The 25,088-nt window shown below is 68.3% G+C and carries 20 protein-coding genes; 10 read left to right on the top strand and 10 right to left on the bottom strand.

Translation table 11 applies throughout. The features are described from left to right. Positions 1 to 412: 412 nt before the first annotated feature. Genes ACXC9Q_RS28805 through ssd form a run of 3 tightly spaced genes read right to left on the bottom strand, consistent with a single transcriptional unit; the run spans position 413 to position 3,228 of the window. On the bottom strand, positions 413 to 1,228 hold the full coding sequence (locus ACXC9Q_RS28805; RefSeq protein ID WP_457059761.1) for a type II secretion system F family protein: 816 nt from the start codon (positions 1,226 to 1,228) through the stop codon (positions 413 to 415). Continuing rightward, positions 1,225 to 2,454 carry a TadA family conjugal transfer-associated ATPase gene (locus ACXC9Q_RS28810; protein ID WP_457059762.1) on the bottom strand — a complete coding sequence of 410 codons (1,230 nt, stop codon included), beginning with the start codon at positions 2,452 to 2,454 and terminating at the stop codon, positions 1,225 to 1,227. The genes ACXC9Q_RS28805 and ACXC9Q_RS28810 overlap by 4 nt, the downstream gene beginning before the upstream one ends. 36 nt (positions 2,455 to 2,490) lie before the next feature. Continuing rightward, positions 2,491 to 3,228, bottom strand: a complete 738-nt coding sequence (gene ssd, locus ACXC9Q_RS28815; protein ID WP_457059763.1) for a septum site-determining protein Ssd — start codon at positions 3,226 to 3,228, stop codon at positions 2,491 to 2,493. A 550-nt stretch (positions 3,229 to 3,778) separates the two neighbouring features. On the opposite strand from ssd, the gene ACXC9Q_RS28820 reads away from it, so the two are divergent. Both ACXC9Q_RS28820 and ACXC9Q_RS28825 read left to right on the top strand, forming a co-directional pair. Further along, a complete protein-coding gene (locus ACXC9Q_RS28820) occupies positions 3,779 to 5,497 on the top strand; it encodes a glycosyl hydrolase family 18 protein (RefSeq protein WP_457059764.1) in 1,719 nt (572 codons plus the stop codon). A 28-nt stretch (positions 5,498 to 5,525) separates the two neighbouring features. Then, the gene (locus tag ACXC9Q_RS28825; RefSeq protein WP_457059765.1) at positions 5,526 to 7,070 is read left to right on the top strand and encodes a cellulose binding domain-containing protein; all 1,545 of its coding nucleotides are present in this window, start codon (positions 5,526 to 5,528) and stop codon (positions 7,068 to 7,070) included. Positions 7,071 to 7,106: 36 nt separating this feature from the next. Here the strand turns inward: ACXC9Q_RS28825 and ACXC9Q_RS28830 are convergent, their stop codons facing one another. Then, positions 7,107 to 7,862, bottom strand: a complete 756-nt coding sequence (locus tag ACXC9Q_RS28830; RefSeq protein WP_457059766.1) for a hypothetical protein — start codon at positions 7,860 to 7,862, stop codon at positions 7,107 to 7,109. A gap of 88 nt (positions 7,863 to 7,950) precedes the next feature. Continuing rightward, positions 7,951 to 8,838 (bottom strand): LysR family transcriptional regulator, encoded by an 888-nt coding sequence (locus ACXC9Q_RS28835; protein ID WP_457059767.1) that lies wholly within the window; start codon positions 8,836 to 8,838, stop codon positions 7,951 to 7,953. 70 nt (positions 8,839 to 8,908) lie between these two features. Between ACXC9Q_RS28835 and ACXC9Q_RS28840 the strand changes: the two genes are divergently transcribed. Both ACXC9Q_RS28840 and ACXC9Q_RS28845 read left to right on the top strand, forming a co-directional pair. Continuing rightward, positions 8,909 to 10,117 (top strand): MFS transporter, encoded by a 1,209-nt coding sequence (locus tag ACXC9Q_RS28840; RefSeq protein WP_457059768.1) that lies wholly within the window; start codon positions 8,909 to 8,911, stop codon positions 10,115 to 10,117. A gap of 4 nt (positions 10,118 to 10,121) precedes the next feature. Beyond that, on the top strand, positions 10,122 to 10,571 hold the full coding sequence (locus ACXC9Q_RS28845; protein ID WP_457059769.1) for an aminoacyl-tRNA deacylase: 450 nt from the start codon (positions 10,122 to 10,124) through the stop codon (positions 10,569 to 10,571). Here the strand turns inward: ACXC9Q_RS28845 and ACXC9Q_RS28850 are convergent. Next, the gene (locus ACXC9Q_RS28850) at positions 10,568 to 11,482 is read right to left on the bottom strand and encodes a helix-turn-helix domain-containing protein (protein WP_457059770.1); all 915 of its coding nucleotides are present in this window, start codon (positions 11,480 to 11,482) and stop codon (positions 10,568 to 10,570) included. The two genes, ACXC9Q_RS28845 and ACXC9Q_RS28850, sit on opposite strands and share 4 nt — an antisense overlap. A 1-nt stretch (position 11,483) precedes the next feature. Next, positions 11,484 to 13,178 (bottom strand): chitinase, encoded by a 1,695-nt coding sequence (locus tag ACXC9Q_RS28855; protein WP_457059771.1) that lies wholly within the window; start codon positions 13,176 to 13,178, stop codon positions 11,484 to 11,486. Between the two features lie 412 nt (positions 13,179 to 13,590). Between ACXC9Q_RS28855 and ACXC9Q_RS28860 the strand changes: the two genes are divergently transcribed. After that, the gene (locus ACXC9Q_RS28860) at positions 13,591 to 14,409 is read left to right on the top strand and encodes an HAD family hydrolase (RefSeq protein WP_457059772.1); all 819 of its coding nucleotides are present in this window, start codon (positions 13,591 to 13,593) and stop codon (positions 14,407 to 14,409) included. Between the two features lie 299 nt (positions 14,410 to 14,708). Here the strand turns inward: ACXC9Q_RS28860 and ACXC9Q_RS28865 are convergent, their stop codons facing one another. Next, positions 14,709 to 15,488 (bottom strand): Fic family protein, encoded by a 780-nt coding sequence (locus ACXC9Q_RS28865; protein ID WP_457059773.1) that lies wholly within the window; start codon positions 15,486 to 15,488, stop codon positions 14,709 to 14,711. Positions 15,489 to 15,512: 24 nt separating this feature from the next. Here ACXC9Q_RS28865 and ACXC9Q_RS28870 point away from each other — a divergent pair, with 24 nt between their 5' ends. The 4 genes from ACXC9Q_RS28870 to ACXC9Q_RS28885 all read left to right on the top strand — a co-directional run bounded on the left by ACXC9Q_RS28870 (position 15,513) and on the right by ACXC9Q_RS28885 (position 21,602). Next, positions 15,513 to 17,735, top strand: a complete 2,223-nt coding sequence (locus ACXC9Q_RS28870; RefSeq protein ID WP_457059774.1) for a bifunctional glycosyltransferase/CDP-glycerol:glycerophosphate glycerophosphotransferase — start codon at positions 15,513 to 15,515, stop codon at positions 17,733 to 17,735. A 117-nt stretch (positions 17,736 to 17,852) separates the two neighbouring features. Next, on the top strand, positions 17,853 to 19,547 hold the full coding sequence (gene argS, locus ACXC9Q_RS28875) for an arginine--tRNA ligase (RefSeq protein ID WP_457059775.1): 1,695 nt from the start codon (positions 17,853 to 17,855) through the stop codon (positions 19,545 to 19,547). A 17-nt stretch (positions 19,548 to 19,564) separates the two neighbouring features. Further along, positions 19,565 to 20,593, top strand: coding sequence for an alpha/beta hydrolase-fold protein (locus ACXC9Q_RS28880; RefSeq protein ID WP_329483696.1), 1,029 nt, complete (start codon positions 19,565 to 19,567; stop codon positions 20,591 to 20,593). A gap of 40 nt (positions 20,594 to 20,633) precedes the next feature. Then, positions 20,634 to 21,602, top strand: coding sequence for a GNAT family N-acetyltransferase (locus ACXC9Q_RS28885; RefSeq protein WP_457059776.1), 969 nt, complete (start codon positions 20,634 to 20,636; stop codon positions 21,600 to 21,602). Here ACXC9Q_RS28885 and ACXC9Q_RS28890 read toward each other — a convergent pair whose 3' ends face one another. Continuing rightward, the gene (locus ACXC9Q_RS28890; RefSeq protein ID WP_457059777.1) at positions 21,603 to 23,090 is read right to left on the bottom strand and encodes an MFS transporter; all 1,488 of its coding nucleotides are present in this window, start codon (positions 23,088 to 23,090) and stop codon (positions 21,603 to 21,605) included. A 148-nt stretch (positions 23,091 to 23,238) separates the two neighbouring features. Here ACXC9Q_RS28890 and ACXC9Q_RS28895 point away from each other — a divergent pair, with 148 nt between their 5' ends. Further along, positions 23,239 to 23,817, top strand: coding sequence for a TetR/AcrR family transcriptional regulator (locus tag ACXC9Q_RS28895; RefSeq protein WP_457059778.1), 579 nt, complete (start codon positions 23,239 to 23,241; stop codon positions 23,815 to 23,817). A gap of 3 nt (positions 23,818 to 23,820) precedes the next feature. On the opposite strand, the gene ACXC9Q_RS28900 is transcribed toward ACXC9Q_RS28895, so the two are convergent. Next, a complete protein-coding gene (locus tag ACXC9Q_RS28900; RefSeq protein ID WP_457059779.1) occupies positions 23,821 to 25,026 on the bottom strand; it encodes a DUF2786 domain-containing protein in 1,206 nt (401 codons plus the stop codon). Positions 25,027 to 25,088 lie beyond the last annotated feature (62 nt).

The raw sequence follows: 25,088 nt of genomic DNA on the forward strand, positions 1-25,088 counted from the left end.
AACCTCGAACGCCGGCCGCCAAGCCGCCGCCACGACGAACGACGAGGTCACGAAAGATCCGGGCTAGTGGGAGGTCGCGGGTGATCTGGGCTGCACGTTGTCTGGTGGCGGTTGGTTCGAGGCGGGATAAGGCGCGCGGGATTGCGTAGAAGGCGAGGGCTGCAGGTATGGCGCCCCATGGGAGGCCGATGAGCAGGAGTGCGCCGATGGCCGTGGTGACTGCTGCAAGCCGATGGGTTCGGGGTGTTCGGGGTCGGGTGGAACGTGGCGGGGTGGTCAGGCGGCGGAGGTTGGGATGGGGCGGGGTCAGGAGGTAGGTGGTGATCGCCAGAGCTGTGGCTGCGGAGAGGGTCGGGGGCATGAAGGACCTCGGGGACAGGTGAGAGTGAGGGGGTCTCGGACAGGCGAGTTGTTATGTGGGGGTGTCGGAGAGGCGGGTTGTCCAGTGGAGGCCTAGGGCGGTGAGGGTTAGGCCGGTGGTTAGGCAGAGCCAACCGGTGGGGGTGGCGGTGAGGAAGGTCAGGGGGTTGGCGCCTAGGGAGTAGCCGAGGGCTATGCCGAAGACGGGGAGGGCGGCGAGGATGCGGGCGGTGGAGCGGGCCCCTGCGAGGCTGGCTTCGGTTTGGCGGTGGATGGCTTCGTCGGCGCGGAGGGAGTCGGCGAGGCGTTCGGTCAGGGCGGCGAAGGCCGCACCGGATTCTTCGGCTACGCGCCAGGCCGCGGCCAATGCTCGGAGGCCGGTGGCGCCGGGTGCTTCGGCTGCGAGTTCTAGGGCGCCGGGGACGTCGCCGCCGAGTTTGGCTGCTGCGTGGGGGACGTGGAAGTCGGGACTGATGGATGCGGCGCCTTCTAGGGCGTCGACGGGTGGGCGGCCGGCGGTCAGGTCGGCTGCTAGTACGTCGAGGGCTTCGATGATCTGAGTGCGGCGGGCTGCGGCTGTTGTGCGGCGTCGGTGTTGGGTTCGTTGTACGGCGACCAGGCCGGCGACCACGGCGATCGCGATGGTCGAGACCAGGATCTGTGCGCCGAGGGTGAGGAGGGTCGCCGCGGCGATGGACGCGACGAGCCAAAGGCGGCTCGGCGAAGGTAGGCGCGTCAGTCTGCGTCCGTCCGGTCTGTCTCGGCGTGGCGGCCGATCGGTGAGGCGGTGTAGGCCGCGGCCCGGTTTCGGCAGGATCAGGGCGCTGGCGAGGAACACCAGTAACCCTGCAACCAAGGCGCTGCTCATGCCGCACCGCTCAGACCGGGCTGAACTTGGCTGGTGAAGAGCTGGGCTGGAGGGAGGAGGCTGATGGTGCCGTTGGGGTGGAATTGGACGGCGGGATGAGTGGTGACGGTGCCGGTCGGGTGACGGGTGAAGGTCTGGATTTCGGTGATTCGGCGAGTGCCGTCGGGAGTTCGGGCCAGGTGGATTACGGCGTGGAGGGCTGAGGCGAGTTGGCTGTGGAGGGCTTCGCGGGTCAGGCCGGCCAGGGCACCTAGGGCTTCTAGGCGGGCTGGTACGTCGGAGGCGGAGTTGGCGTGGATTGTGCCGCAGCCGCCTTCATGGCCGGTGTTGAGGGCGGTCAGTAGGTCGACTACTTCGGGGCCGCGGACCTCGCCTACTACGAGGCGGTCCGGGCGCATGCGGAGCGCTTGGCGGACCAGGTCGCGGAGGGAGATCTCGCCGGTGCCTTCGATATTGGGAGGGCGCGCTTCCAGGCGTACGACGTGGGGGTGGTCTGGGCGGAGTTCGCTTGCGTCCTCGACGAGGATGAGGCGCTCTGATGGGTCGGCCAAGGAGAGGAGGGAGTTGAGCAGGGTCGTCTTTCCGGTGCCGGTGCCGCCGCTGATGAGGAACGCCAGGCGGGAATTGAGCAGGTCGCGGAGGATCGACGTACCGGCTGGTGGGAGGGCGCCTGCGGTGACCAGGTCGTCGAGGGTGAAGACGTGACGGGAGGGGACGCGGAGGGACAGGCAAGTGCCGGGGGCGGCTACCGGGGCTAGTAGGGCGTGGAAGCGGGTGCCGTCGGAGAGTCGGACGTCGACGTATGGCGTGGCGTCGTCCAGCCGGCGGCCTGCGGCGGCGGCCAGACGGGTGGCCAGGCGGCGGATGGCGGATTCGTCGCCGGTGCGGACGAAGACGCGTTCCAGGCCGCGGCCGCGGTCTATGTAGACCTCGTCGGGACCGTTGACGAGGATGTCGGTGATGCCTGGCTCGGCGAGCAAGGTGTCGAGGGGGCCGGCGCCGAGGGCTTCGCGGCGGAGGGCGGTGACTACTGCGAGGACCATTGCGTCGCCGCAGATGGTGCCGTCGGCGCGGAGGGCGGCTGCGACGTGGGCGGGGGTTGGTTTGGCGCCGGTCAGGGCGAGTGTGCCGCGGACACGGTCGAGGAGCTCGGGCGAGACGGAGGCGCCGTCGAGAGCCGAGATGGATCTGCCGTGGAGCGTGGTGGGGGTTGGGTGTGCGTTCATGCGGTTCCGATCCGAGTGGCTCCGGCAAGCGGGTCCTCAGGCTGCAGTTGATTCGGGGATGGGGAAGAGGTCGAGGATCTGGGTGGCGGCTCGGGACAGGGGGCCTCGGGGGTGAGGGTCGAAGCGGCCTTGGTCCATCGAGACCGGGAGGTCGCGTTCGGGTGTCACTTTTGTTGCTAAGGGCAAGGAGAGGTGGGCGGCTACGTCGGTGGCGGAGAGGCCGTGGGGGCGGCGGGATTCCCGGGCCACCACTCGGAGGTCTCCGGCTACGGCGCGGAGAGGGCCTACCAAGCGTTTGGCGGCTGCGACGGAGCGGACGTCGCAGGGCACGACGAGGAGGGTTGCCGCGGCACGGATGAAGCCCTCCTCCACGGCGGGATCCGCACGGCGGGGAAGGTCGACCACGACCAGATCGCTGCTGCGTTGGGCGGCGCCGATCACCGAACTCATCGTGTCGGCTGGCAGGACGGTCACGTCGGATTGATCCCAGGAGAGGACGGCCAGTCCGTCGACTGAGGGCAACGCGGAGCGTAGGGCGGCGGCACTGACGCGGCCCGAGGCGTTGAGAAGTTTGGGCCAGCGGTCGCCCGGGTCGCGTTCGATGCCGAGGGCGAGCTCGATGCCACCGCCCAGGGGATCGCCGTCGATCAGCATCGTGCGGAAGCCGCGCCGGTTGCCGAAGACCGCGACGGCCGAAGCGAGCGTGGTGGCACCCGCGCCCCCGCAGCCGCCGACGAACGCGAGAGTGAGAGCCGTCCGGACAGCTCCGTCCAACCGTCCGCTAGCTTGCCGGCGAGCGCGGATTCGTCGTCGGGCAGGCGGAACACCCCGTCAGCGCCGACGTCGAAGGCGCAGCGGTAGAGCTCGTCACCGTCCAGCGCGGAGCCCACCATGACGACACCCGGCCGGGGCGCAGGCTGGGCGCGCGCCAGCGGCTCGGCCAGGTCTCGCCCGACCACGACCAGCGAGCAGGAGTGCCAGCTCCGGCGCAGGCCGATCAGGTCGGGCTCGACCAGTGGTGTGATCGCGGCTGCCGCCGCCAGCCGGAGCAGGTCGTCGAGCAGGATCTCGTTGGTAGTTGCCAAGAGCACCGATGTGGGAGGTGAATTCGTGTCCATGCCTTAGAAGATGCCGTTGCCGGACCCACTTCGCGCACCCCACCGGAATCCCTGTGGACAAAGGGTTGTCGGGTTTCCGTCAGGAGCGGGAACCCGCCACGACGAGGCGGCGACCAACCCGCCGGGAACGGTTACGGTTCCTTTCGAAGCGTCTTTAACTAAATTTCACCGGACCGCTTCCGTCCCACGCTCCGGAGGACCCGCCCATGAGTCGATTGCGCATGCTCGCCGCTACGGCCACCGTCGCCACCACCGCCCTGATCGCCGCCGCCGGCGTCTCGCTGGCCACCCCAGAAGCACGCACCGCCACAGCAGCGACGAGCGGCGGCGTGAAGACGGCGTACTTCACCCAGTGGGGGATCTACGCCAACGCGTTCTACCCGAAGAACCTGGTCACCACTGGCGTGGCCGGCAAGCTGGACTTCCTCAACTACGCGTTCGCCAACGTCCACCCGACCGACCACACCTGCTTCATGGCCAACAAGGCCGCCTCGCAGGACGAGAACAACCCGAACGCCGGTGACGGCGCCGGTGACGCGTTCGCCGACTACGGCAAGTCGTACGGCGCGGACATCAGCGTCGACGGGGTCGGTGACGTCTGGAACCAGCCGATCCAGGGCAACTTCAACCAGTTGAAGAAGCTCAAGGCGAAGTACCCGAACCTGAAGATCCTGATCTCGATCGGCGGCTGGACGTACTCGAAGTACTTCTCCGACGCCGCCTCCACCGACGCCAAGCGCAAAGCTTTCGTCAGCTCCTGCGTGAACATGTTCCTCAAGGGTGACCTGCCGGTGGTCGACGGCTTCGGCGGCCCCGGCACGGCGGCCGGCATCTTCGACGGCATCGACATCGACTGGGAGTACCCGGGCTCGCCGAACGGTCATGTCGGCAACCACTACAGCGCCGCCGACAAGCAGAACTTCACCCTGTTGCTCGCCGAACTGCGTGCCCAGCTCAATGCCTATGGCAACCAGACCGGCAAGCGCTACTACCTGACCGCAGCCACTCCGGCCGGCCAGGACAAGATCGCCACGATCGAGACGAACAAGATCGGGCAGTACCTCGACTACAACAACGTGATGTCGTACGACATGCACGGCGGCTGGGAGGCCACCGGGCCGACCAACTTCCAGGACCCGCTCTACACCGCTCCCAACGACCCGAGCAATCCGATCCCACCGGGCTCGGGCAAGTACTCCGTCGACGCCGCGGTCAAGGCGTGGACGACTGGTGACCCGGCGTACGGGATCCCCGGCGGGTTCCCGGCCGGCAAGCTCACCATCGGCTATCCCTTCTACTACCGAGGATGGAAGGGTGTGCCGAGCACGGCCAACGGCAAGTACCAGACCGCGACCGGACCGGCCGACGGACACGCGCTGAGTGGCAATGTGCCGGGTGTCTCGTTCTACAAGGAGCTCACCGGCTTCGTCGACAACCCGTCCATGTCGTACTTCGACGACGCCACCAAGTCCTCGTGGTTCTACAGCAACGGCACGTTCTGGTCCGGTGACAACGCCCGGTCGATCAAGGCCAAGGCCGACTACCAGCACTGCAACGGACTGGGCGGCGCGATGATGTACTCCCTCGAGGCAATGGACCCGAACGTCACGCTCTTCAACGCCGTCGTCAACTCGGTCAACGCCGAGACCCCAGGCTGCAGCGGCCCGCCGACCACGCCGCCGACCACGCCTCCCACCACGCCTCCCACCACACCCCCGACCACACCGCCCACCACTCCACCGACCACCCCTCCCACCACACCGCCGACGACGCCTCCCACGGCCACCCCGTGGGCGCCGAACACGGCCTATGCGGCAGGTGCGCTGGTGACCTACAACGGCGTCACCTACAAGTGCATCCAGGGTCACACCTCCCTGACCGGCTGGGAGCCACCGAACGTCCCCGCACTCTGGGGCCGGGTCTGATCACGTACCGCCCACTGATCGGAGCATCATGAAACGCATCTCTCTGGCCATAGCGGCCATCACCGCAGTGGTCGTCGCACTGCTGACAGCACAGGCCGCGAACGCGGCAGGAGTCACCGCAGCCTTCACCAAAGTCTCGGACTGGGGCAGTGGCTTCGAAGGCAAGGTGACCGTCACCAACGGCACCACCAGCTCACTGAGCACCTGGTCCGTCGCACTGGACTTCCCGTCCGGCTACACGGTGAGCAGCGCGTGGGACGCGACCCACACGAGCAGCGGCCAGACCCACACCTTCACGCCGCCCAGCTGGGCCGGACCGCTCGCACCGGGCGCTTCGGTCAGCTTCGGGTTCAACGGCAGCCCGGGGAACTTCCCCGGCGTCGCGGCCTGCCGGCTCAACGGCGGCTCCTGCTCAGGCGGCGGTGGCGGGACAGTCCCCGGCGCACCGACAGGCCTCTCGGGTACGGCGTCCTCGAGCTCGGTGAGCCTCAGTTGGTCGGCAACGTCCGGCGCGACCAGCTACAGCGTCTACCGCAACGGCACGAAGGTCGGCAGCCCGACCGGTACGTCGTACACCGACTCCGGACTCAGCGCGAACACGACGTACAGCTACCAGGTCAGCGCGTCGAACAGCGCCGGAGAGGGTCCGAAGAGCGGCAGCATCACGGTCAAGACCACGACAGGTGGTGGCGGCAACACGGGCAGCGCTAAGGCAGCGCCGTACCTGTACATGGGCTGGGGTGACCCGCCGAGCCCGACCACCGTGATGAACGCCACCGGCATCAAGTGGTTCACCATGGCCTTCATTCTGTCGTCCGGTGGATGCAACCCGGCCTGGGACGGCTCGAGGCCGCTGCAAGGCAGTGCGGACGCCAACGCGATCGCGGCGATCCACGCGGCCGGCGGTGACGTCGTACCGTCGATCGGCGGCTGGCAGGGCAACAAGCTCGGCCCGAACTGCAGTACGCCGGAAGCACTCGCCGGCGCGTACCAGCAGGTGATCAGCGCCTACGGCCTGAAGGCGATCGACATCGACATCGAGAACACCGACGAGTTCGAGAACGAAGCGGTCCAGGACCGGATCCTGGGCGCGCTGAAGATCGTCAAGCAGAACAACCCGGGGATCCAGACGATCCTCACCTTCGGCACCTCGACGACCGGCCCGAACTACTACGGCAACCGGCTGATCGAGCGGTCCGCGGCCCTCGGCGCGAACATCGACATCTTCACGCTGATGCCGTTCGACTTCGGCAGCTCGAACATCTACAACGACACGGTCGGCGCGTCGCAGGGCCTGAACAACAAGCTCAAGGCGACCTTCGGCTGGAGTACCGCGGAGGCCTACGCCCACCAGGGCATCTCCGGGATGAACGGTCTGTCGGACCAGCAGGAGATGACCACGACGGCGACCTGGCAGAGCATCACCAACTGGGCCAAGAGCAACGGGCTCGGCCGGCTGGCGTTCTGGTCGGTGAACCGCGACCGCGGCTGCGCCGGTGGCGGTGTGGTCTCCAACTGCAGCGGCATCGCGCAGCCCGACTGGGAGTTCACCCGCATCACCGCCGGGTTCTAACTGGTACGGCGCCGCACGGGAAACCGTGCGGCGCCATCAGCCGGCCTTGATCGCGTCGACGATGAGGCCGTTGCGGGCGTTCCGCCCGAGCGGGATCGAGGGGTGCAGCCCGTCGCGGAGGTATCTGGCCAGGCGGTTCGGCTTGGCCGCCAGATGCTCGGCCCAGTGCACGATCCGGAGGTTGTCGTAGCGGCGCTGCGCCTCGGCGAGCTGCAGGTTGATCCAGGCGCTGTTGCGCTGGTCCGAGACCTGCACGCCGGGCCCGTGCGCCGTCCGGGCCGCCTGCACATTGACCCAGTAGACGGTCCGCTCGTCGCCGACGATCTGCATCGTCCGGTCGACCTGAGCGGCGACCGCGGGCGGCGTGAAGATGTCGTTGGACCCGACCGACATCAGGATCCGGTGCGGCAGGCCATAGTCCTGCGCCCAGGTGTCCAGGGCGTCGACCGCCGGGGTCACCGGGCGGCCGGCCCAGTTGTGCACGGCGACACTGATGCCAAGCTGGGACAGCTGCAGGGCCAGCGCCGGCCCGTCCTGGACCCCGATGCTGTCGCCGAACATGAAGACGCCGTCGTTCTCTCGCGCCTTGCGGACCTGCGCCTCGCTCGAGATCGCGCGCGCCTGCCGCTCCCAGGCGCCGAGCACGCCCGACCCGTAGTTGCCCAGCGAGGTCAGTCCCGTCACCGACTCGGCCGACGCCGAAGCGGCCGCGACTGTCGACGCCGCGGCTGCCGTACCAGCCGCGAACAGCAGTCGCCGGCTCGGCCGGAACGAACTGAGACGCTTCCTCACGGAGGAAAGCGTGCGGTGGAAAGGCCTCTGACTGCAAGTCGACACCGGGAAAATTGGACGAACGCTACGGAAGTCGCTGCCGGGGAAGTCAGGTGGACGTCACCGGCCGGGAGCGGACGAATGTCCGGAATCGCTCGGCCGCCGGGGTCAGCTGGGTCCGCAGCCGCCAGGCCATGCCGATCTCGCGACGAGCCTGGACACCGGCCAGCGGCACGGACACGGCTCCACTGTCATTCCCATGGACGGCCCCGGACGGTAGGACGGCCACTCCGAGGCCGGCGCCGACCAGACTGTCGATCGTCGCCAGGTCGGTCGCTTCGAAGGCCAGCCGCGGCGTGAAGCCGGCCGCTCGGCACAGCTCCTCACTGATGCGCCGGAACCCGAACCCGGGCCGCAGCCCGATGAACGGCTCGTCCGCCGCCGCGGCCAGCTCCACCCGGCGCCGCGCCGCCAGCGGATGCCCCGGCGGGACGTGCAGACACAGCCGCTGCTGCTCCAGCAGATGCCAGCCGAACACCTCCGGGTCCGGTCGCGGCGCGACGATGCCGATCTCGGCCTCACCGCTCTCCAGGTCCTGGACGATGTCGTGCGCAGGCTCCTGCCGCAGCGCGAACCCGACACTCGGCGCCACCTCGCGAAACGCCTTCAGCAGGTCCGGCACCAGGCTGGTCGCGACCGAGTGCAGGAACCCCAACCGGACCGTCCCCGACTCCGGATCGAGATGCGCGTCGATCCGCTGCCGCGCGGCGTCCACCGCCGCCGTCCCGGCCTGGGCCGCCTCTAGCACGAGCCGCCCGTACGGATTCAGTCGCACGCCCCGATGCTCGCGCTCGAACAACTTCACCCCGAAGGCGTTCTCGACCCGCCGGAGCGCGCGGGACAGATTCGGCTGACTCGTCCCGAGGGTCGCCGCCGCCTCGGTCAGATGCTCGGTCTCCGCGAGTACGGCGAACCACCGCAGGTCCTCGACATGCATGCCGAAAGTGTATCGATTACTGCTGAGATCGACATTTACGTATCACACAAGCTGTGCGACCGTCGAGGACATGCACAAGTCCGCCGCCCTGGAGCCCGGCTACCTGCCCGGTGATCCGGAGTACCGCAGACTCTCCATTGCCCTCTTCGCGGCCGGACTGGCGACGTTCGCACTGCTCTACAGCACGCAGCCGCTGCTCCCCGAGCTGGTCGACGCATTCCACGTCTCCCCCAGCCAGAGCGCCTTCACCGTCTCGCTCGCCACTCTCGGGCTCGGCATCGCACTCCTGATCGCCGGTCCGGCCTCCGAGGTGATCGGCCGCACCACACTGATGCGCTGGTCGGTCGCCGCGACTTCCGGGTTCGCCCTCCTCAGCGCAGTCGCACCGACGTGGCACACCCTGCTCCTGCTCCGCGGTCTGCAGGGCGTCGCGATGGCTGGGCTGCCCGCGGTCGCCATGGCGTATCTCCGGGAAGAAGTCCACACGGACAGCCATGCACGCGCCAGCGGCCTCTACATCGCCGGTACGGCGGTCGGCGGGATGGCGGGCCGCCTCATCGCCGGAGGATTAGCGGATATCGCTGGGTGGCGATTCGCGGTCGGTGGCATCGCGATGGTCGGGGTCGTGTGCGCTGCACTGGTCTGGCTCCTGCTCCCCGCTTCGCGGAACTTCCGTCGAAGCTCAGGTCGCGTGAGCATCTGGCCAGTACTGCGGGATCCGGCGTTGCTGGCGCTCTACGGCATCGCCGCGACCGCTGTTGGCGCATTCGTCGCCGTCTACAACGGAGCCGTGTTCCGGCTGTCCGGAGCGCCGTACCACCTGAGCGTCGGAGCGGCCGGCCTGGTCTTCTGCGTCTATCTGCTCGGGTCGGCCGGCTCAGCCACCGCGGGGTCGCTCGCAGACCGCTACGGGCGACGTGCGGTCGTACCGGTCGGCTGCCTGATCACGCTGGCCGGTGTGGCGGTCACTCTTGCCGCACCGCTGCCGCTCATCGTGCTCGGTCTCGCACTGATGACCGCTGGCTTCTTCGCGGTCCATGGTGTGGCCAGCGGCTGGGTCCCCGCCCGGGCACACGCCAGCGGCGGGGGCACGGGCCAGGCGTCCAGCATGTACCTCTTCTCCTTCTACCTAGGCTCGTCTGTCTTCGGAGGTCTGGCAGGTACGGCGTGGAGCCACGCAGGCTGGCGTGGAGTCGCCCTGGAGGCCGGAGTGCTGTTCCTGGCGACGCTGGTGCTCGCCGTACTGCTGAAGAACGTCCCCAGCAGGGTGCGAAACTGATCGGGTGACGAAAGCGACCGATGCAGCCGATCAGTTGGGTCTCAGCTACCAGGTGACCCGGCACGGCCGAGTGAACTCGCTGGAGGAGGCCGCGGCGGCCCGGGGCATCGAGCCGGCCAGGCTGATCAAGACGATCGTGGTCCGGTTGTCCGACGACGACTACCGGTTCGTGCTGGTCCCAGGTGACCGCGAGATCGCCTGGCCGAAGCTGCGGACGCTGCTGGGCGTCAACCGCATTTCGATGCCCGACAAGGACACCGCGTTCGACGTGACCGGCTATGCTCGCGGCACGATCACCCCGCTGGGCAGCACGCATCCCTGGCCGGTGATCGCCGACGAGCGGATCACCGGCACAATCTCGATCGGCGGCGGCGACCACGGCGTCGGCATCACGGTGGACGCCGAGGCGCTGGCCAAGGCTCTCAACGCCACCGTCGCCGATATCACTGACTAGGCGAGCAGGCCACGCTGCCCGGCTCGAAGCCCGGCTTGGAAGCGCGTGGTTGCGTCGAGGGTTTTGAGGATGCGTTGCATCCGGCGTTCTACGGTGCGTTGGGCTACGCCCAGGCGGCGGGCGATGGCTTGATCTGTCAGACCGGCTGCGGCCAGGGAGAGCAGTTGGCGGTCGTCGGAGGTCAGAGGGCCTTCGCTGGTCGACGGGGTCAGCGGGGTTGCTTGCTGCCAGAGAAGGTCGAAGAGGCGTAACAGGGCGTCCAGGAGGCTCGAGGGGCCTAGTTCCACGACCACATCAGGACCTGTCGGGAGTAGGCCGGTCCGGCGGTCCGCCACGAGCAGCTTCAGCGGTACGTCGCGCAGGATCCGGCACCCGGCCGACCTGGCAGCCACCAGGTCACCGGGCTCCGAGAGCGACGCCATGTCGTAGATCGTCCGGTACGACACCCCGTGCGCACGGCGTGGTTCGATCGGCACCACGGCGTACGGCGGCCGGTCGAGGACCAGCACCTCGTCCTGAGCGCACTGCTGTGCCTGGTAGAACCGCTGAGCGATCGCCTCGGCCCCTCTGACCACGGTGAAGGCATTGCGCTGGCGAAACTCGGAAGAGAGCACCGAAGCACCCAGCCGAGCCTCGACGATCGCGGCCTGCTTCCGCAGCGCCAGCAACTCGACAGCAGCCTCGGGTACGGCGGGCACGTAGCGAGCCGGGCGCACCGGCGTCCGCGCGGCCAGGCCGAGGGACAGCAGAGACCGCAGGTGCCGGCCGACGCGGGTGGCCGGCCAGCCGGTGTCCCGGACCAGATCAGTCGTCGTTGACTCCGGGCGGGCCAGAAGCGCCCGGTAGAGCTGCTCGTCCTCCGAGCAGACACCGAGCGCCTCCAGCACCGGAGCGGGTCGGTAACTGTGCATGTCAGGGCAGGGAGTGGACGTGGGCACCGACCTGGTTGGCGAACGCGCTGCCGTTCAGCGCGTCCCAGTTGGTCGACCAGGTCATCGCACCGCGCAGCGACGGCCACGTGGTGCTCGGCTTGAAGTTGCCGCAGTTCGTGCCCTTGGTCAGGCAGTCCAGCGCGTTGTTGACGATCGTCGGCGAGACATAGCCGCTCCCGGCCGCCCGGGACGACGCAGGCAGGCCGAGACCGACCTGGTCGGGCCGCAGCCCGCCCTGCAGCATGATGCAGGCCTGAGCGGTGATGAAGTCGACCGTGCCCTGGGAGTACACCTGCCCGTCGCAGCCGTTCATCGAGCCGGAGTTGTAGTACTGCACGTTGACCACGGTCAGGATGTCCTTGATCGCCAGCGCGAGCTTGAAATACTCGAACGAGGTGCTCTGCATGTCGATCGTCTGCGGCGCCATGGCGATGATCAGCCCGCTGCCGAACTGGCTCTGCAAGCTACGCAGCGCCTGACCCATGTACTGCGCATTGACACCGTTCTCCAGGTCGATGTCGATCCCGTCGAAGCCGTACTCGCGCAGCACCGAGAGCGCACTGCTGGCGAAGTTGGCCGCGGCGGTTGGATCGGCAACCGAGATGGTGCCGTTCTGGCCGCCCACCGACAGGATGACCTTCTTCCCGGCCGTGTGCTTCGCCGCGATGTCGGCCTTGAACTGCGCGACGGTGTAGCCACCCAGCCCGGCACTGTCCAGGTTGAAGGTGATGCCACCGGGCCGCGACGAGTCGGCGTCGGCGAAGGCCACCGCGATCAGGTCGTACGCCGACTGCACATCGGAGATGCGCTGCACGGTCGCACCGTTGTTGAAGTTCTGCCAGTACCCGGTGAGGACGTGTTTCGGCAGGTCGCTGGCGGGCGGCGGGTCGGTGGGACCGCTGGAGGTGGTGCCGGACACGGTCGCGCCGTACGGCGAGCAGTTGCCGCTCGGGTCACACGCCCGCACCTTGAAGGAGTACGTCGTACTCGGGCTCAGCCCGGTAGCGGTCCAGTTGGTCACGTTGCCGACACTCTGCGCGGCGTTGGTGCCCCGGACGACGTCGTAGTGGTCGATGCCGTTGGCGTCGGACGCGGCGGACCAGTTGAGCTGCAGCGAGCTCGAGGTCGGGCTACCGACGGTCAGTCCACCCGGAGTCGACGGCGGCGTGGTGTCCGCAGTCCCACCCGGTCCATCCAGTAGGACGTCATCCGCCTGGTACGGCGGGAGTCCGTACCAGCCATGCAGATAGATGGTGACCGACGTCGCCGACGCACTCGTGGTGAACGGGACGGTCAGCTGGCTCCAAGTGGAGCTGGTGGTCCAGGTGCTGGCCCCACCGTCGACACCCAGGTACACGTTCGACCCTTTGACCCACGCCGACACCGTGTACGCCGTATTGGGCTGGACCGCTATCGACTGGGTGCAGCGGGCAATGTCATTCGAGCTCGGACTGGCCTGGAGCGCGTAGGAGCCCGAGTGCGGGCTGGAGGTAGTGACTGTGCCGGCCGGGCAGGACCATCCGGACAGGCTGCCGGACTCGAAGCCGGCGTTGGTGACGAGGTTGGTGGCGGCGGACCCGGTCGAAGGGACCAGGAGCAGGCCCATGAGGGCCAGAGCAAGCGCGAGCAGGCCGGTGATGATCGCTGCCTGGGGGCGGTGTGCAGGCGGGTTCATGGCTTACAAACTGTGACTGCGTAACTACATTGTCAAGACCCTGCATAAAGTGAACGCGCTCTCACGCGCGAAAAAGCGAGAACTGTACAGGTCTTTACACGGGGAACCCGGAGGAGGAAAGGCGACGGCCCCCGGCGGGGGGGTGACCGGGGGCCGTCTTCGGCCACGGGCTCGGGGGGAGGAGCCGGGGGCCGTTCAGGAGGCGACAGTCTGCCACTGTCAGGGGGTATGTACCCCCCGAAACCAGATTTCACACATCTCGATTCGATTGCGAACCAGACCCGTGTCATCCAGGCGTCAGACCCGCCGATCAGGCGGTTCCAACCAGTGTCACTGTCACACTGCCGACCAGTCTAACGGGATACCGGCCGACACAAAAGCCCGGGTCCCTCGGCGTTTCGCCCGGCTGCCTATGCTCGACCTCATGGAGCCCTCCAGCCCGCCCCGATCGGCCGCTTTCTTCGATCTGGACAAGACCATAATCGCCCGCTCCAGCACCCTCGCGTTCTCCCGGCCGTTCTACGCCGGCGGGCTGATCAACCGCCGGACGGTGCTCCGCAGTGCGTACGCGCAGTTCGTCTACCTGCTCGGCGGCGCCGACCACGACCAGATGGAGCGGATGCGCGAGTACATCTCCGCGATGTGCACCGGCTGGGACGTCGGGACTGTGCAGGCGATCGTCGCCGACACCCTGCACCACATCGTCACCCCGATGATCCACGACGAGGCGGTGGAGCTGATCGAGCAGCACCACGCGGCCGGCCGGGACGTGGTGATCGTGTCCTCGTCGGGCGCCGAGGTGGTCGAGCCGATCGGCGCGATGCTGGGTGCCGACAAGGTGATCGCCACCCGGATGGTCGTTGCTGACGGCAAATACACGGGCGAGATCGCCGAGTACGCGTACGGTCCGCACAAGGCGACCGCGATCCGCGCGCTGGCCGCGGCCGAGGGCTACGACCTCGCAACCTCCTACGGTTACTCGGATTCCGTCACCGACGAGCCGATGCTGGCCGCGGTCGGTCACCCGTACGTGGTCAATCCGGACAAGGCGCTGCGCCGGCTGGCGGTCGCGCGGGACTGGCCGGTGCTCGACTTCAGCAAGCCGGTCGGCCTGGCCGAGCGGTCCCGTTTCCGGGACGTACGACGCCCCGCGGCAGCCACCGCGGTCGCCGGGCTAGCGGCCTTCGCGCTGTTCCTGGCCGCCCGCCGGCGCAGCCGCCGGGAGCTCTGAAACCACCCTTCGCCGGAGCCGTCGAGAGGCCTGAAAGCTGAAGGTAGCTTCATTGTTCTCAACTCCATGAAGGCCACGCATCCCCTTCACAGGAAGGGTTTTCAGGAGTACAAAGGAACTACAAAGGATCTTCGGATCCGGTAGAGATTGCACGGCAGTCAGGCACCCACGCGGCGACCAGCCCATCCCAAACGGGCAGCTCGACCCAGGCTTGTCCTGGGCGGCAAACCAGGTGCACGCATGGTAACCAGAATGACGTGCCAGCGGCGGCGTTCTCATCAGAGGACGCCGTTCGCACGTCAGGCCCTGGTCCCCAGCGGCGAGCGCTCGGCACCGAGTGACACGACCTCGCACGACCGCAGCAACCAATCACGAACTCCGGTCAGACCTCGCGCTGCGTAGTCATCGAGGCCCGATCCATAGGTCGCTGCCAACTCCCAGTGACCGGCCTCCGGCACCGTGACCGCCACCGGGTCGATGCCTCGGGCAACTAACAGGCAGCGTTCGGCGGCCCGGGCAACGAGTCCGTTCGCGGTCGGGAAGGGCCGCAGGACGGCCAGTTCGGCGTGCACGACGGCAGCGACGACCAGGCCGGGCGCCTTGGTCGGCCGGGTCAGGTTCTGCGCCAGCACGCTCAGCCGCTCCCACATCTCGTCCGCGGGCGGCGCCGGCAGCAGACCCGGGATGTCGTCCGGCACCGGCTCCTGATTGGTCCGCAGATGGCCCAGTTCCCGTTCCGGGCCGAGGTCGGCCGCGGCCAACTGGTGCAGTCTGGTCCAGACCTGCACCGGTGCGGTGTCCACGCGCGGCGCGAGCGCCATCAGCTCGCCGGTCATCCGGACCGCGCCGGAAGCCAGTCCGTCGCCGGCACCCCGCCGTACGTCGTCCAGCGTCGCCGGGCTGCCCGCCAGCGCGGCGGACGCGTGCGCGCCGAGCAGCAGCGCCTCGGCAGTCATGTCCGAGCCGACCTTGCGCAGCCCGCGGTCCCGGAGCAGTACGTCGACCGCGTCCCGCGCCGCCCGCGCCGCCGACCCGACCCCCTCCAGACCGGCCAAGGGCTCGAACACGTCTGTACTCATAGCTGCACCTTAAGATGACGTGGCATGGCGCTCGGCATCGTCCCCAAGTTCAGCATCGTGGTTCCGTGTCATGCGTCGCGGGCGTGGCTGCGGCCGTGCCTGGACTCGGTGCTGAGCCAGTCGTTCACCGACTTCGAGGTGATCGGGGTGGACGACGCCGACAGGGGAGGCTCCGGGCGGATCCTGGACGAGTACGCCGCCGCCGACCCGCGGGTGCGGGTGCTGCACCTGGACGAGAACGTCGGCCTCGGCCCGACCCGGAACGCCGGACTGAAGGAATGCCGCGGCGAGTACGTGCTGTTCCTGGACGCCGACGACCTCTACCTGCCGGGCTCGCTGGAGGCGATCGCGGCCCGGATCGACGCGACCGGGCTGCCGGACATCCTGCTGTTCGACTACGAGCGGATCTTCTGGGACGGCCGCGTTGTCCGCAACCAGCGGCACGACGCGTTCGCCCGGGAAGGCGCGGGGGTGTTCACCGCGGCCGAGCGGCCGATCTTCCTGACCTTCCTCGAAGTGGTCTGGAACAAGGCCTGCCGGCGGGACTTCCTCAGCCGGCACGGGTTCGCGTTCACGGCCGGCTTCTACGACGACGCGCCCTGGACCTACTCGACCATGCTGACCGCCGAGCGGATCGCCACGCTGGACCGGGTCGTCGTGCACTACCGGCAGCACCGGACCGGCGGCAACATCCACGCCACCAGTGGCCGCAAGCAGTGGGACATCTTCGACCAGTACGACCAGGTGCACGCGTTCATCCAGTCCGATCCGGAGCTGGCCGGGTGGCGCCGGTTCGCGTTCGACCGGTCGCTCGACCACATCCTCGCCGTACTGGCGAAGCCGGAGCGGATCGATCCCGACGACCGGGCCGACTTCTTCCACGCGGCGCATGCGTTCGCGAAGCGCTGGAAGCCGGAGGGGTACACGACTGACCGGACCGGGCGCGGGTTCAAGCGCTGGCTGCTGATCCACGACGACTATGCGACGTACTCGACGCTCAAGCTGAGCGCGAAGGTGCTGCACGTCTCGAGTCCGCGCAAGACGGTCGGCAAGCTGCTGCGGCGCGGCAGACTCGACCCGAACCTGGCGGCCTACACGGCGTACTGGTTCAAGCAGTTCGCGTGCAACCCGCGGGCGATCTACGAGAAGGCCGCCGAACTGGCGCCACATCTGCGGGGGGTGTGGGTCGTCGACGCCGACCACCTGAGCGCCATCCCGGAGGGTGTCGAGTACGTCGTCGCCGGCTCACCGGCGTACCAGAAGCTGCTGGACCGGGCGACGTACTTCGTCAGCAACATGAACTGGCCCAAGGAGCTGGAGAAACGCGAGGGCCAGATCCACCTGCAGACCCAGCACGGTACGCCGCTCAAGACGATGGGGACCGATCTGCGGTTCTTCCCGGAGGCCGCGAAGGACCTGGACCTGGAGGAGCTGATGCGCCAGGTCGACCGGTGGGACTTCAACCTGTCCTCGAACCGGTACTCCTCGGAGATCTGGGAGCGGACCTACCCGGCGTACTTCGAGGAGCTCGAGTACGGCTACCCGCGGAACGACCGGCTGCTCACCGCGACCGTCGACGACGTCCGCGCGATCCGGGCCGGGTTCGGGTTCGACGACTCGCATCTGGTCGTGCTCTACGCGCCGACGTTCCGCGACGGCGTCGACTCGATCCGGACGCCCAGCGGCCTGGTCGACCTCGGCGGAGACGGGATCCACCTCGACCTGGACCAGCTGGCGAGCGCGGCCGGTGAGCACGGCCGGGTGCTGGTGCGGACGCACTACTCGTTGTCCAAGGCACCGGATGTGCACTCCGGCAAGGTGATCGACGTGTCCGAGCACCCGCGCGTCGAGGACCTGATGCTGGCGGCGGACGTGCTGATCTCGGACTACTCGTCGATCACCTTCGACTACGCGAACCTGGACCGCCCGATCGTGCTGCTGGTCGACGACAAGGGCTTCTACGACGGGCGCCGCGGAACGTACTTCGACATCACCGAGTTCCCGCCCGGGCTGATCGCGCGGTCGGCCGAGGAGTTGCACGCCGCCTTCCGGACCGGCGCGTTCGCCTCGCCGGAGGCGGCCAAGCACCACCACCTGTACCGGGAGAAGTTCTGCGAGTACGACGACGGCCGGGCGGCCGAGCGAGTGGTACGACGCGTCTTCCTCGGCGAGACCGACGTACCGGCGATCGTGCCGCTCGCGGATCGCAAGGCGGCGCCATCGCCGCACTTCATGCATAATGGCTGACATGTCGATCAGCCTGGAGTTCGCCCACGCCCTGCGCGTGCGCTCCAGCCTGCGACGACGACGCACTGTCTGAACACCCCAGCCTGTTCCAGTCGCGTCTCCTTGAAGGACTTCATCATGTCCGCTGTTCTGCCTGTCCTGGCCGCCAGACTGTCCGCCGCCGCCGCGGCCGCCTTCGGTTCGTCGTACGCCGACCTCGATCCCGAACTGCGGTCGGCGACGAAACCCGAGTTCGGCCACTACCAGAGCAATCTCGCGCTCCGGCTCGGCAACCTGCTGCACGAACCGCCACGGGACGTCGCCGCACGTCTGATCGCGGCGCTCGACATCGACGATCTCTGCGATACGCCGGCCATCGCAGGGCCAGGTTTCATCAACCTGACCCTCAGCCCGAAGACGCTCGCGGCCGCGGTCAACCGGCCGACCACCTTCGGGCCGAGGAACCAGCGGGTCGTCGTCGACTACTCCCAGCCGAACGTGGCCAAGCAGATGCACGTCGGCCACCTGCGGTCCACGGTGATCGGCGACGCGCTCTGCAACGTGCTGCGGTACGTCGGGTACGACGTCATCCGGCAGAACCACGTCGGCGACTGGGGCACGCAGTACGGAATGATGATCGAGCAGTTGCTCGAGGAGAGGCTCGACGCGAAATCCCTTGATCTGCGGGGATTGCAGCTGCTCTACGAGCGGAGCCGGAAGCACTTCGATGCCGACGGCACCTTCGCCGACCTGTCCCGGAGACGGGTGGTGCTGCTGCAGTCCGGTGATCCGGAGACGCGGGCGATCTGGCAGCGGATGGTCGACGTGTCGCTGGACGACTTCGAGCAGGTCTACGCGCTTCTCGGCTCCAATCTGCAGCGGGCGGATGTGGTCGGCGAGAGTGCGTACAACGATGACCTGCCGACGATCGTCGACGAGCTGACCGAAGCCGGCCTGCTGACCGAATCCGACGGTGCGCTGTGTGCGTTCCTGCCGGGCTTCGTCGGTCGGGACAACCAGCCGCTGCCGGTGATCGTGCGGAAGTCCGACGGTGGCTTCGGCTACAGCGCGACCGATCTCGCCGCCATCCGGCACCGGGTGAACACCCTGCACGCCGACCGGATCGTGTACGTCGTCGACCATCGGCAAGCCCTGCACTTCGACCAGATCTTCACGCTCGCCCGGACCGCCGGTTGGTTGCCGCCGGCAATTCCAGCCGAACACGTGTCCTTCGGCACGGTGCTCGGACCGAACGGAAAACCCTTCAAAACAAGGGCCGGTGGCACGGTGAAGCTGACCACGCTCCTCGACGACGCCGTCGAACGGGCGGATGCGCTGCTTGAAGGCAGAGCGGGCATCGATCGGCAGGCGACCGCGCGGGCGGTCGGGATCGGTGCCGTCAAGTACGCCGACCTGTCCAGCGACCGTGGTAACGACTACGTGTTCGACCTGGACCGGATGGTCGCCATGACCGGCAACACCGGGCCGTACTTGCAGTACGCCCACGCCCGGCTGACTCGGCTCCTCAGCAAGGCGGGCTCCGAAGGCGGTGAGGTGGTCGAGCTCAAGGACCCGGCCGAGGAGCGGCTTGCCCTGCTGCTGACCGGCTTCGCGAGCACGGTCGCCCAGGTCGCCGACACCCTGCAGCCGCATCGGCTGTGCACTTACCTCTACGAGGTCGCGTCCGCACTGTCCGTCTTCTACGAGCGGTGTCCGGTCCTGACCAGTGACGGCCAGACCAGGGCGAGCCGGATAGCCCTCTGCACGGCGACGTGGAAGGTGTTGCAGGATGGACTCGGCCTGCTCGGGATCGAGGCCCCTGACGCGATGTGACACTTCGGAGGTTGCCCATGTTGCCGTGGTCCGCTGAGCTCGCCGGGCGGTTGGAGCAGACGACGTACGAGAGCGAGTTGCTCCGCGGGAATCCGCTGGGTGATCCGCACGAGCGGCCGGTGCTGGTCTACCTGCCGCCGGGGTACGACGAGTCGGACCAGCGCTACCCCACGGTCTACGTGACGATGGGGTACACCGGTCACGTCGGGATGTGGTTCAACCGGGTGCCCTTCCGGCAGCCGTATCCGGAGTTGCTGGACGCGATGTTCGCGGAAGCGGATGCGCCGCCCGGAATCGTCGTGTTCGTCGACTCGTGGACGAAGTACGGCGGCAGCCAGTGCCTCGACTCGCCCGGCACCGGGCAGTACCACTCGTACCTGTGCGAGGAGATCGTCCCCTGGGTGGATGCGACGTACCGGACCATCGCCGACCGCGACCACCGCGCCGTTACCGGCAAGTCGAGCGGCGGCTACACGGCCATGGTGACGCCGCTGCTGCGGCCGGATGTGTTCGGCGCGCTCGCGACGCACGCCGGCGACGCGGCCTTCGACCTGTGCTACCGGCCGGAGTTCCCGGTGCGCGCCCGGACGCTACGGGACAAGTACGACGGCAGCTACGACAAGTACTTCGAGGAGCTCGCGACCCGGGCCGGCCGGACCACGAACGAGGATCTGCACCTGCTCGAGATGTACGGCTACGCCTCGGCGTACTCGGCCGAACCGGACGGCACGGTGCTGCTGCCCTTCGACGATCTCGGCGCGGTCATCCCGGAAATCTGGGAGCGCTGGCTGTCCCGCGATCCGGTCGAGATGGTCAGCCAGCCGCAGTACGCCGATGCGCTGCGCTCACTGAAGGCCGTGTGGATCGACGCGGGCCGGCAGGACGAGTACTACCTCGATCTTGGCGCCACCGCGTTCCACCGGGCCGCCCAGAAGGCAGGTCTGCCGGACGAACGAGTGCACTTCGAGCTGTTCGAGGGCACCCACGGTGGCATCGAGTACCGCTACCCGCTCGCGGTCCGTTGGTTGTGCGAGCAGATGCGGTAATTCGGATGCCCCGAGCCCACCCGGGCCGTACCTTCGAGCCATGAGCTGGCCGGAGGGGATTGTCGCGCGCCCGATCGACAAGGGTGATGCCGAGGCGTGGGCGGACTTGCTGGCCGCCAGGGAGAAGGTCGATCAGGCGGGCGAGATCTACGGCGCCGAAGACCTGATCGAGGAGCTGGACGAGCCGCACCTGGACGCCGCTCACGACACCATCGGTCTGTGGGCCGACGGCCGGATGATCGGCTACGGCATGGTTCGCATCGCCGAGACCGTGGTGGACGTGGACCGGGTGCGCACCGAGGGCACCATCCATCCGGAGTGGCGCCGCCGTGGCCTCGGTACGACGCTGATGCGCTGGCTGATCCACCGGGCTGGTGAGCTGCACGCGGCGAAGCATCCGGACGCAGTCGGAGAGGTCAGCAACGGCACCATCAGCACGAACACCGGCGCCGACAAGCTGCTGCGGAGCTTCGGCTTCGAGGAGGCTCGGTACTTCATCGACATGAAGCGCTCGCTGGACCAGCCGGTCCCCGACGCCGCGCTGGCGGACGGATTCCGTCTGCAGGTGTACGACCTGGAGCTCGACGAGGCGTTGCGGCTGACCCACAACGAGGTGTTCCTCGACCACTGGGGCTTTACGCCACGGAGCCCTGAGAGCTGGAAGGCGAGGCACGCCGGATCCCGGTCGTTCCGCGGCGGATCGTCGTACCTCGTCCTGGACGGGGAGACGATCGCGGCCTATGTGCTGTGCTACGAGTGGGACGCCGACACCGAGCTGACCGGGATCCGGGAGCTCTACATCGGCCAGGTCGGCACTCGGCGCCAGTACCGCGGCCGCGGGCTGGCCCGGGCCGCCCTGGCGAAGGTCCTCACCGAGGCCGCACAGGCCGGCTACCAACGGTCGGGGCTCGGCGTCGATGCCGACAACCCAACCGGTGCGCTCGGCCTGTACGAAAGCCTCGGCTTCACGGTTCACAGCAAGTGGATCACCTACCGCTTGCCGCTCTGATCAGACGTGTGAGTCGGCCACCACGGGCTCGGTGGTCGCCTCGACCGACTCGGGCCGGCCGCGGAACCAGGTCCACGGGCGGACGCTGACCACGATCATCGTCAGGCTCAGTACGGCGTACACGAGGGATCCGATGAAGGCGGCGTGGACGCCGTCGACCAGGACCTCGCGCGGGACCCTCGAGGTCGAGTTGCGGCTCGCCGTGCCGAAGATGGTGACCAGGATGCCGAGGCCTAGTGCGCCACCGACCTGCTGGACCACGTTCAGCATGCCGGATGCGGCGCCCGAGTCCTCCGGCGCGACGCCGGAGATGGCCCGGCCGACCAGCGGGATGAAGATCATCCCGGCACCCGCTCCGAACAGCAGCAGCGGTCCGACCACGTCGGCCAGGTAGGTGCTCTGCGCGTCCAGTCGCGTCAGCCAGACCGTGCCGAGCGCGACCAGCGTCGATCCGGTCAGCATCAGCTTGGCGCCGTCGATCCGGGCGACCAGCTTCGGTACGATGCGCGACGCGGTGAACAGCAGGCCGGTCAGCGGAAGGAAGGCCAGACCGGCCGCCAGCGGGCTGAGCTCGAGCACACCCTGCAGGTACTGCGTCAGGAAGAAGAACATCCCGAACATCGTCCCGACCACCAGCAGCATGGTCAGGTACGCCGTCGACCGGCTGGCGGACCGGAACAGCCGCAGCGGCACGATCGGGTGGCTGACCCGGCGCTCGATCAGCACGAACGAGACCAGCAGGATCACACCGGCCGCGAACGCGGCCAGCACCTCGGGCGACGTCCAGCCGGCGTCGGCGACCCGGATGAAGCCGTAGACCAGCGAGGTGATGCCGAGCGTCGAGGTGAGCGCGCCGGCCACGTCGAACCGGCCGGTCTCCGGCTCGGTCTCGGTCAGCACCCGCCGGGCCGCGAAGACCAGACCGATACCGATCGGGACGTTGACGAACAGGCCCCAGCGCCAGGACGCCCAATCCGTCAGCATGCCCCCGAGCACCAGGCCGACACTGCCACCGCCGGACGACACCAGGCTGTAGTAGCCGAGTGCCTTCATCCGCTCCGGGCCTTCCCGGTAGGTGAGCATGAGCAGGGTCAGGGCCGCCGGCGCCGCGATGGCACCACCGATGCCTTGCAGGACGCGGGCGGCGAGCAGCAGCTCCGCGTTCGGCGCGAGACCGCCGAGCAGCGAGGCGAGAGTGAAGATGCTGACGCCGGTGACGAACACCCGGCGGCGACCGAGCAGGTCCCCGGCGCGGGCGCCGAGCAGGAGCAGACCGCCGAACGCGAGCGCGTAGGCGTTCTGCACCCAGGACAGGCTGGACGGGCTGAAGTTGAGGGCGTGCTGGATATGCGGCATCGCGATGTTCACCACGGTGCCGTCGAGGATCACCATCAACTGCGTGATCAGGATGACTGCGAGAACGACCCCGGGCCGCCGGGCAGGCGTGCCTGAGGCGGCGCCGGCCGGCGCCGCGGCTGTTGCCGACATATTGCTCCTTACCCCGGAGGGGCTACAGTTGGGAGGGAAAAAGCGGAGCGCTCCTCCGGATACGATACGGAGGCACCCTCCGCTTTAGCAAGCGATATTCTGCGAGAACTTTGAGCGGAATGCCCGCCACGGACAGCGAGGAGGCCGGATGGCGCCGACACCCTTGCCGTCGATGCGGCCGACGCGCGCGGACGCGGCGCGCAACTACGACCTGCTGGTGACGGCTGCCCGGGAGGCGTTCGCCGAGCACGGCACGGACACCTCGCTGGAGGAGATCGCCCGCCGGGCAGGTGTCGGCATCGGCACGCTGTACCGGCGGTTCCCGAGCCGGACCGCGCTGCTCGAGGCGGTCTATGTGGACGAGATCCAGTCCGTCTGCGATCGCGCGTACGACTTCGATCGGGAGCTGCAGCCGTTCGAGGCGCTGGCCGCCTGGCTGCGCAGCTTCATCGGGTACGGACTGTCCAAGAAGAGCCTGGCCAGTGAGCTCATTGTTGCCCTAGGCAAGGACTCGCCGTTCTTCCAGGTCTGCAAGCTGAACGTGCAGGACGCCGGGCAGCTGCTGCTGGACAAGGCGAAGGCGGCCGGCGAGGTCCGGCAGGACCTCGACCTGACGGACATCATGCGACTGGTCGGCGGCATCAACATGGGCCGCGACATGGAGCCTGAGCAGGCGCACCGCCTGCTCGACATCGTGCTCTGCGGCCTCAGGCCCGCTGCTTCCTGACCTTCATCGGCGTACCTGCCGGCGGGCGTCGAGCTGGGCCTGGTCGGCCGCGGTCAGGCCGGCGTGCCAACCGGCACCGTTGGTGATGCGCGTCCGCCGGGTCGTCGTGTTCGGGAAGAGCTTGGTGAACAACGCGTCGACCTGTTCCTCCCGCTTGGCGAGCACCGGCAGCAGCCGGCCCGCATCTGCTTCGGGTACGGCGGCCTGCGTCGCGGCCGTGGTCGCCCCCAGCCGCTCGCCGATCCGCTGCGCATAAGCCATCAGGAAGGACTGCCGGAACGATCGTGTCCGGGACTCACCCCGATGACCGATGTGCTTGCCTGCGGCAAGCATCGCCCGGTTGGCCTGTACCAGCAGGGAAGTGCTGAGGAGCTCGGTGTGCTGAAGATCCAGCTCGGCCCCGACGATCGTGACCACGGCGAGTGCGTCGATCACGACCGTACGGCATCGATTCGCCGAGGCCACGGCGCCGACGAGCTGCGCCTTGGCCGAGACGTACGGCGTATCGACCCAGAGCCGGCGACCCGCGGAGTCGTCCGGGATCGCCACGTCGGCCTCGAGCAGCGCGCTGTCGAGGGAGAACTTGGCCATCAGTTCCTGAGCCTTGCCGGACAGGGCTTCCGCCTCCTCCGGGAACTCGGTCGCTTCCGCCTTGGCGAGCAGGCTCCGGATCCGCGCCAGCATCTTCCCGTTCGCCGGTACGACGGGCTGTCCGCGGCGGACCGTCGTACCGGGCAGGGGGTAGAGCCGGGCCAGGACGGGCAAGGACTGCAGGAAGCCGGCCAGCGAGAGGGCGTGGTGGAGGGTCAGGTAGCGGCCGACGCGGGCACCCGCGGCCCAGGCCGTCAGGCTGAGCTCGGTGAACGGCTGCGGGACGCCGAGGTCGGTGAGTTGATCGAGCCAGCCCGGGTCGATGGTGGCGGCTCGGTAGCTCTGGTGTTCCGCGGAGATCGCGGCCAGCAGCAAGGGTTCGACGCCGGGGTCCAGCTCGCGACAGCCGTGCTGGACGACATCGGTGGGCGCCCAGCCGCGCTCCCAGGCGGTCCGAAGCAGACCGGCCAGGAACGTCTGCACGCAACGATCCACCTGCGCCTGGTCGCGTTCGTCGTACGCACCCAGCCGCGCCAGTTGTGCGTCGGCGCGGTCGTCGCGCACGGCAACGACGGCTGCCGCCATCGGTAACAATCGCAGGATTTCCTGGTCACTCACGACGTCGAGTCTGACACCCACCGAAGTTCCCACTCAAACGGGAACGCGTTCCCTTGTGGAAA

The sequence above is a fragment of the Kribbella sp. CWNU-51 genome (genome assembly GCF_054073265.1).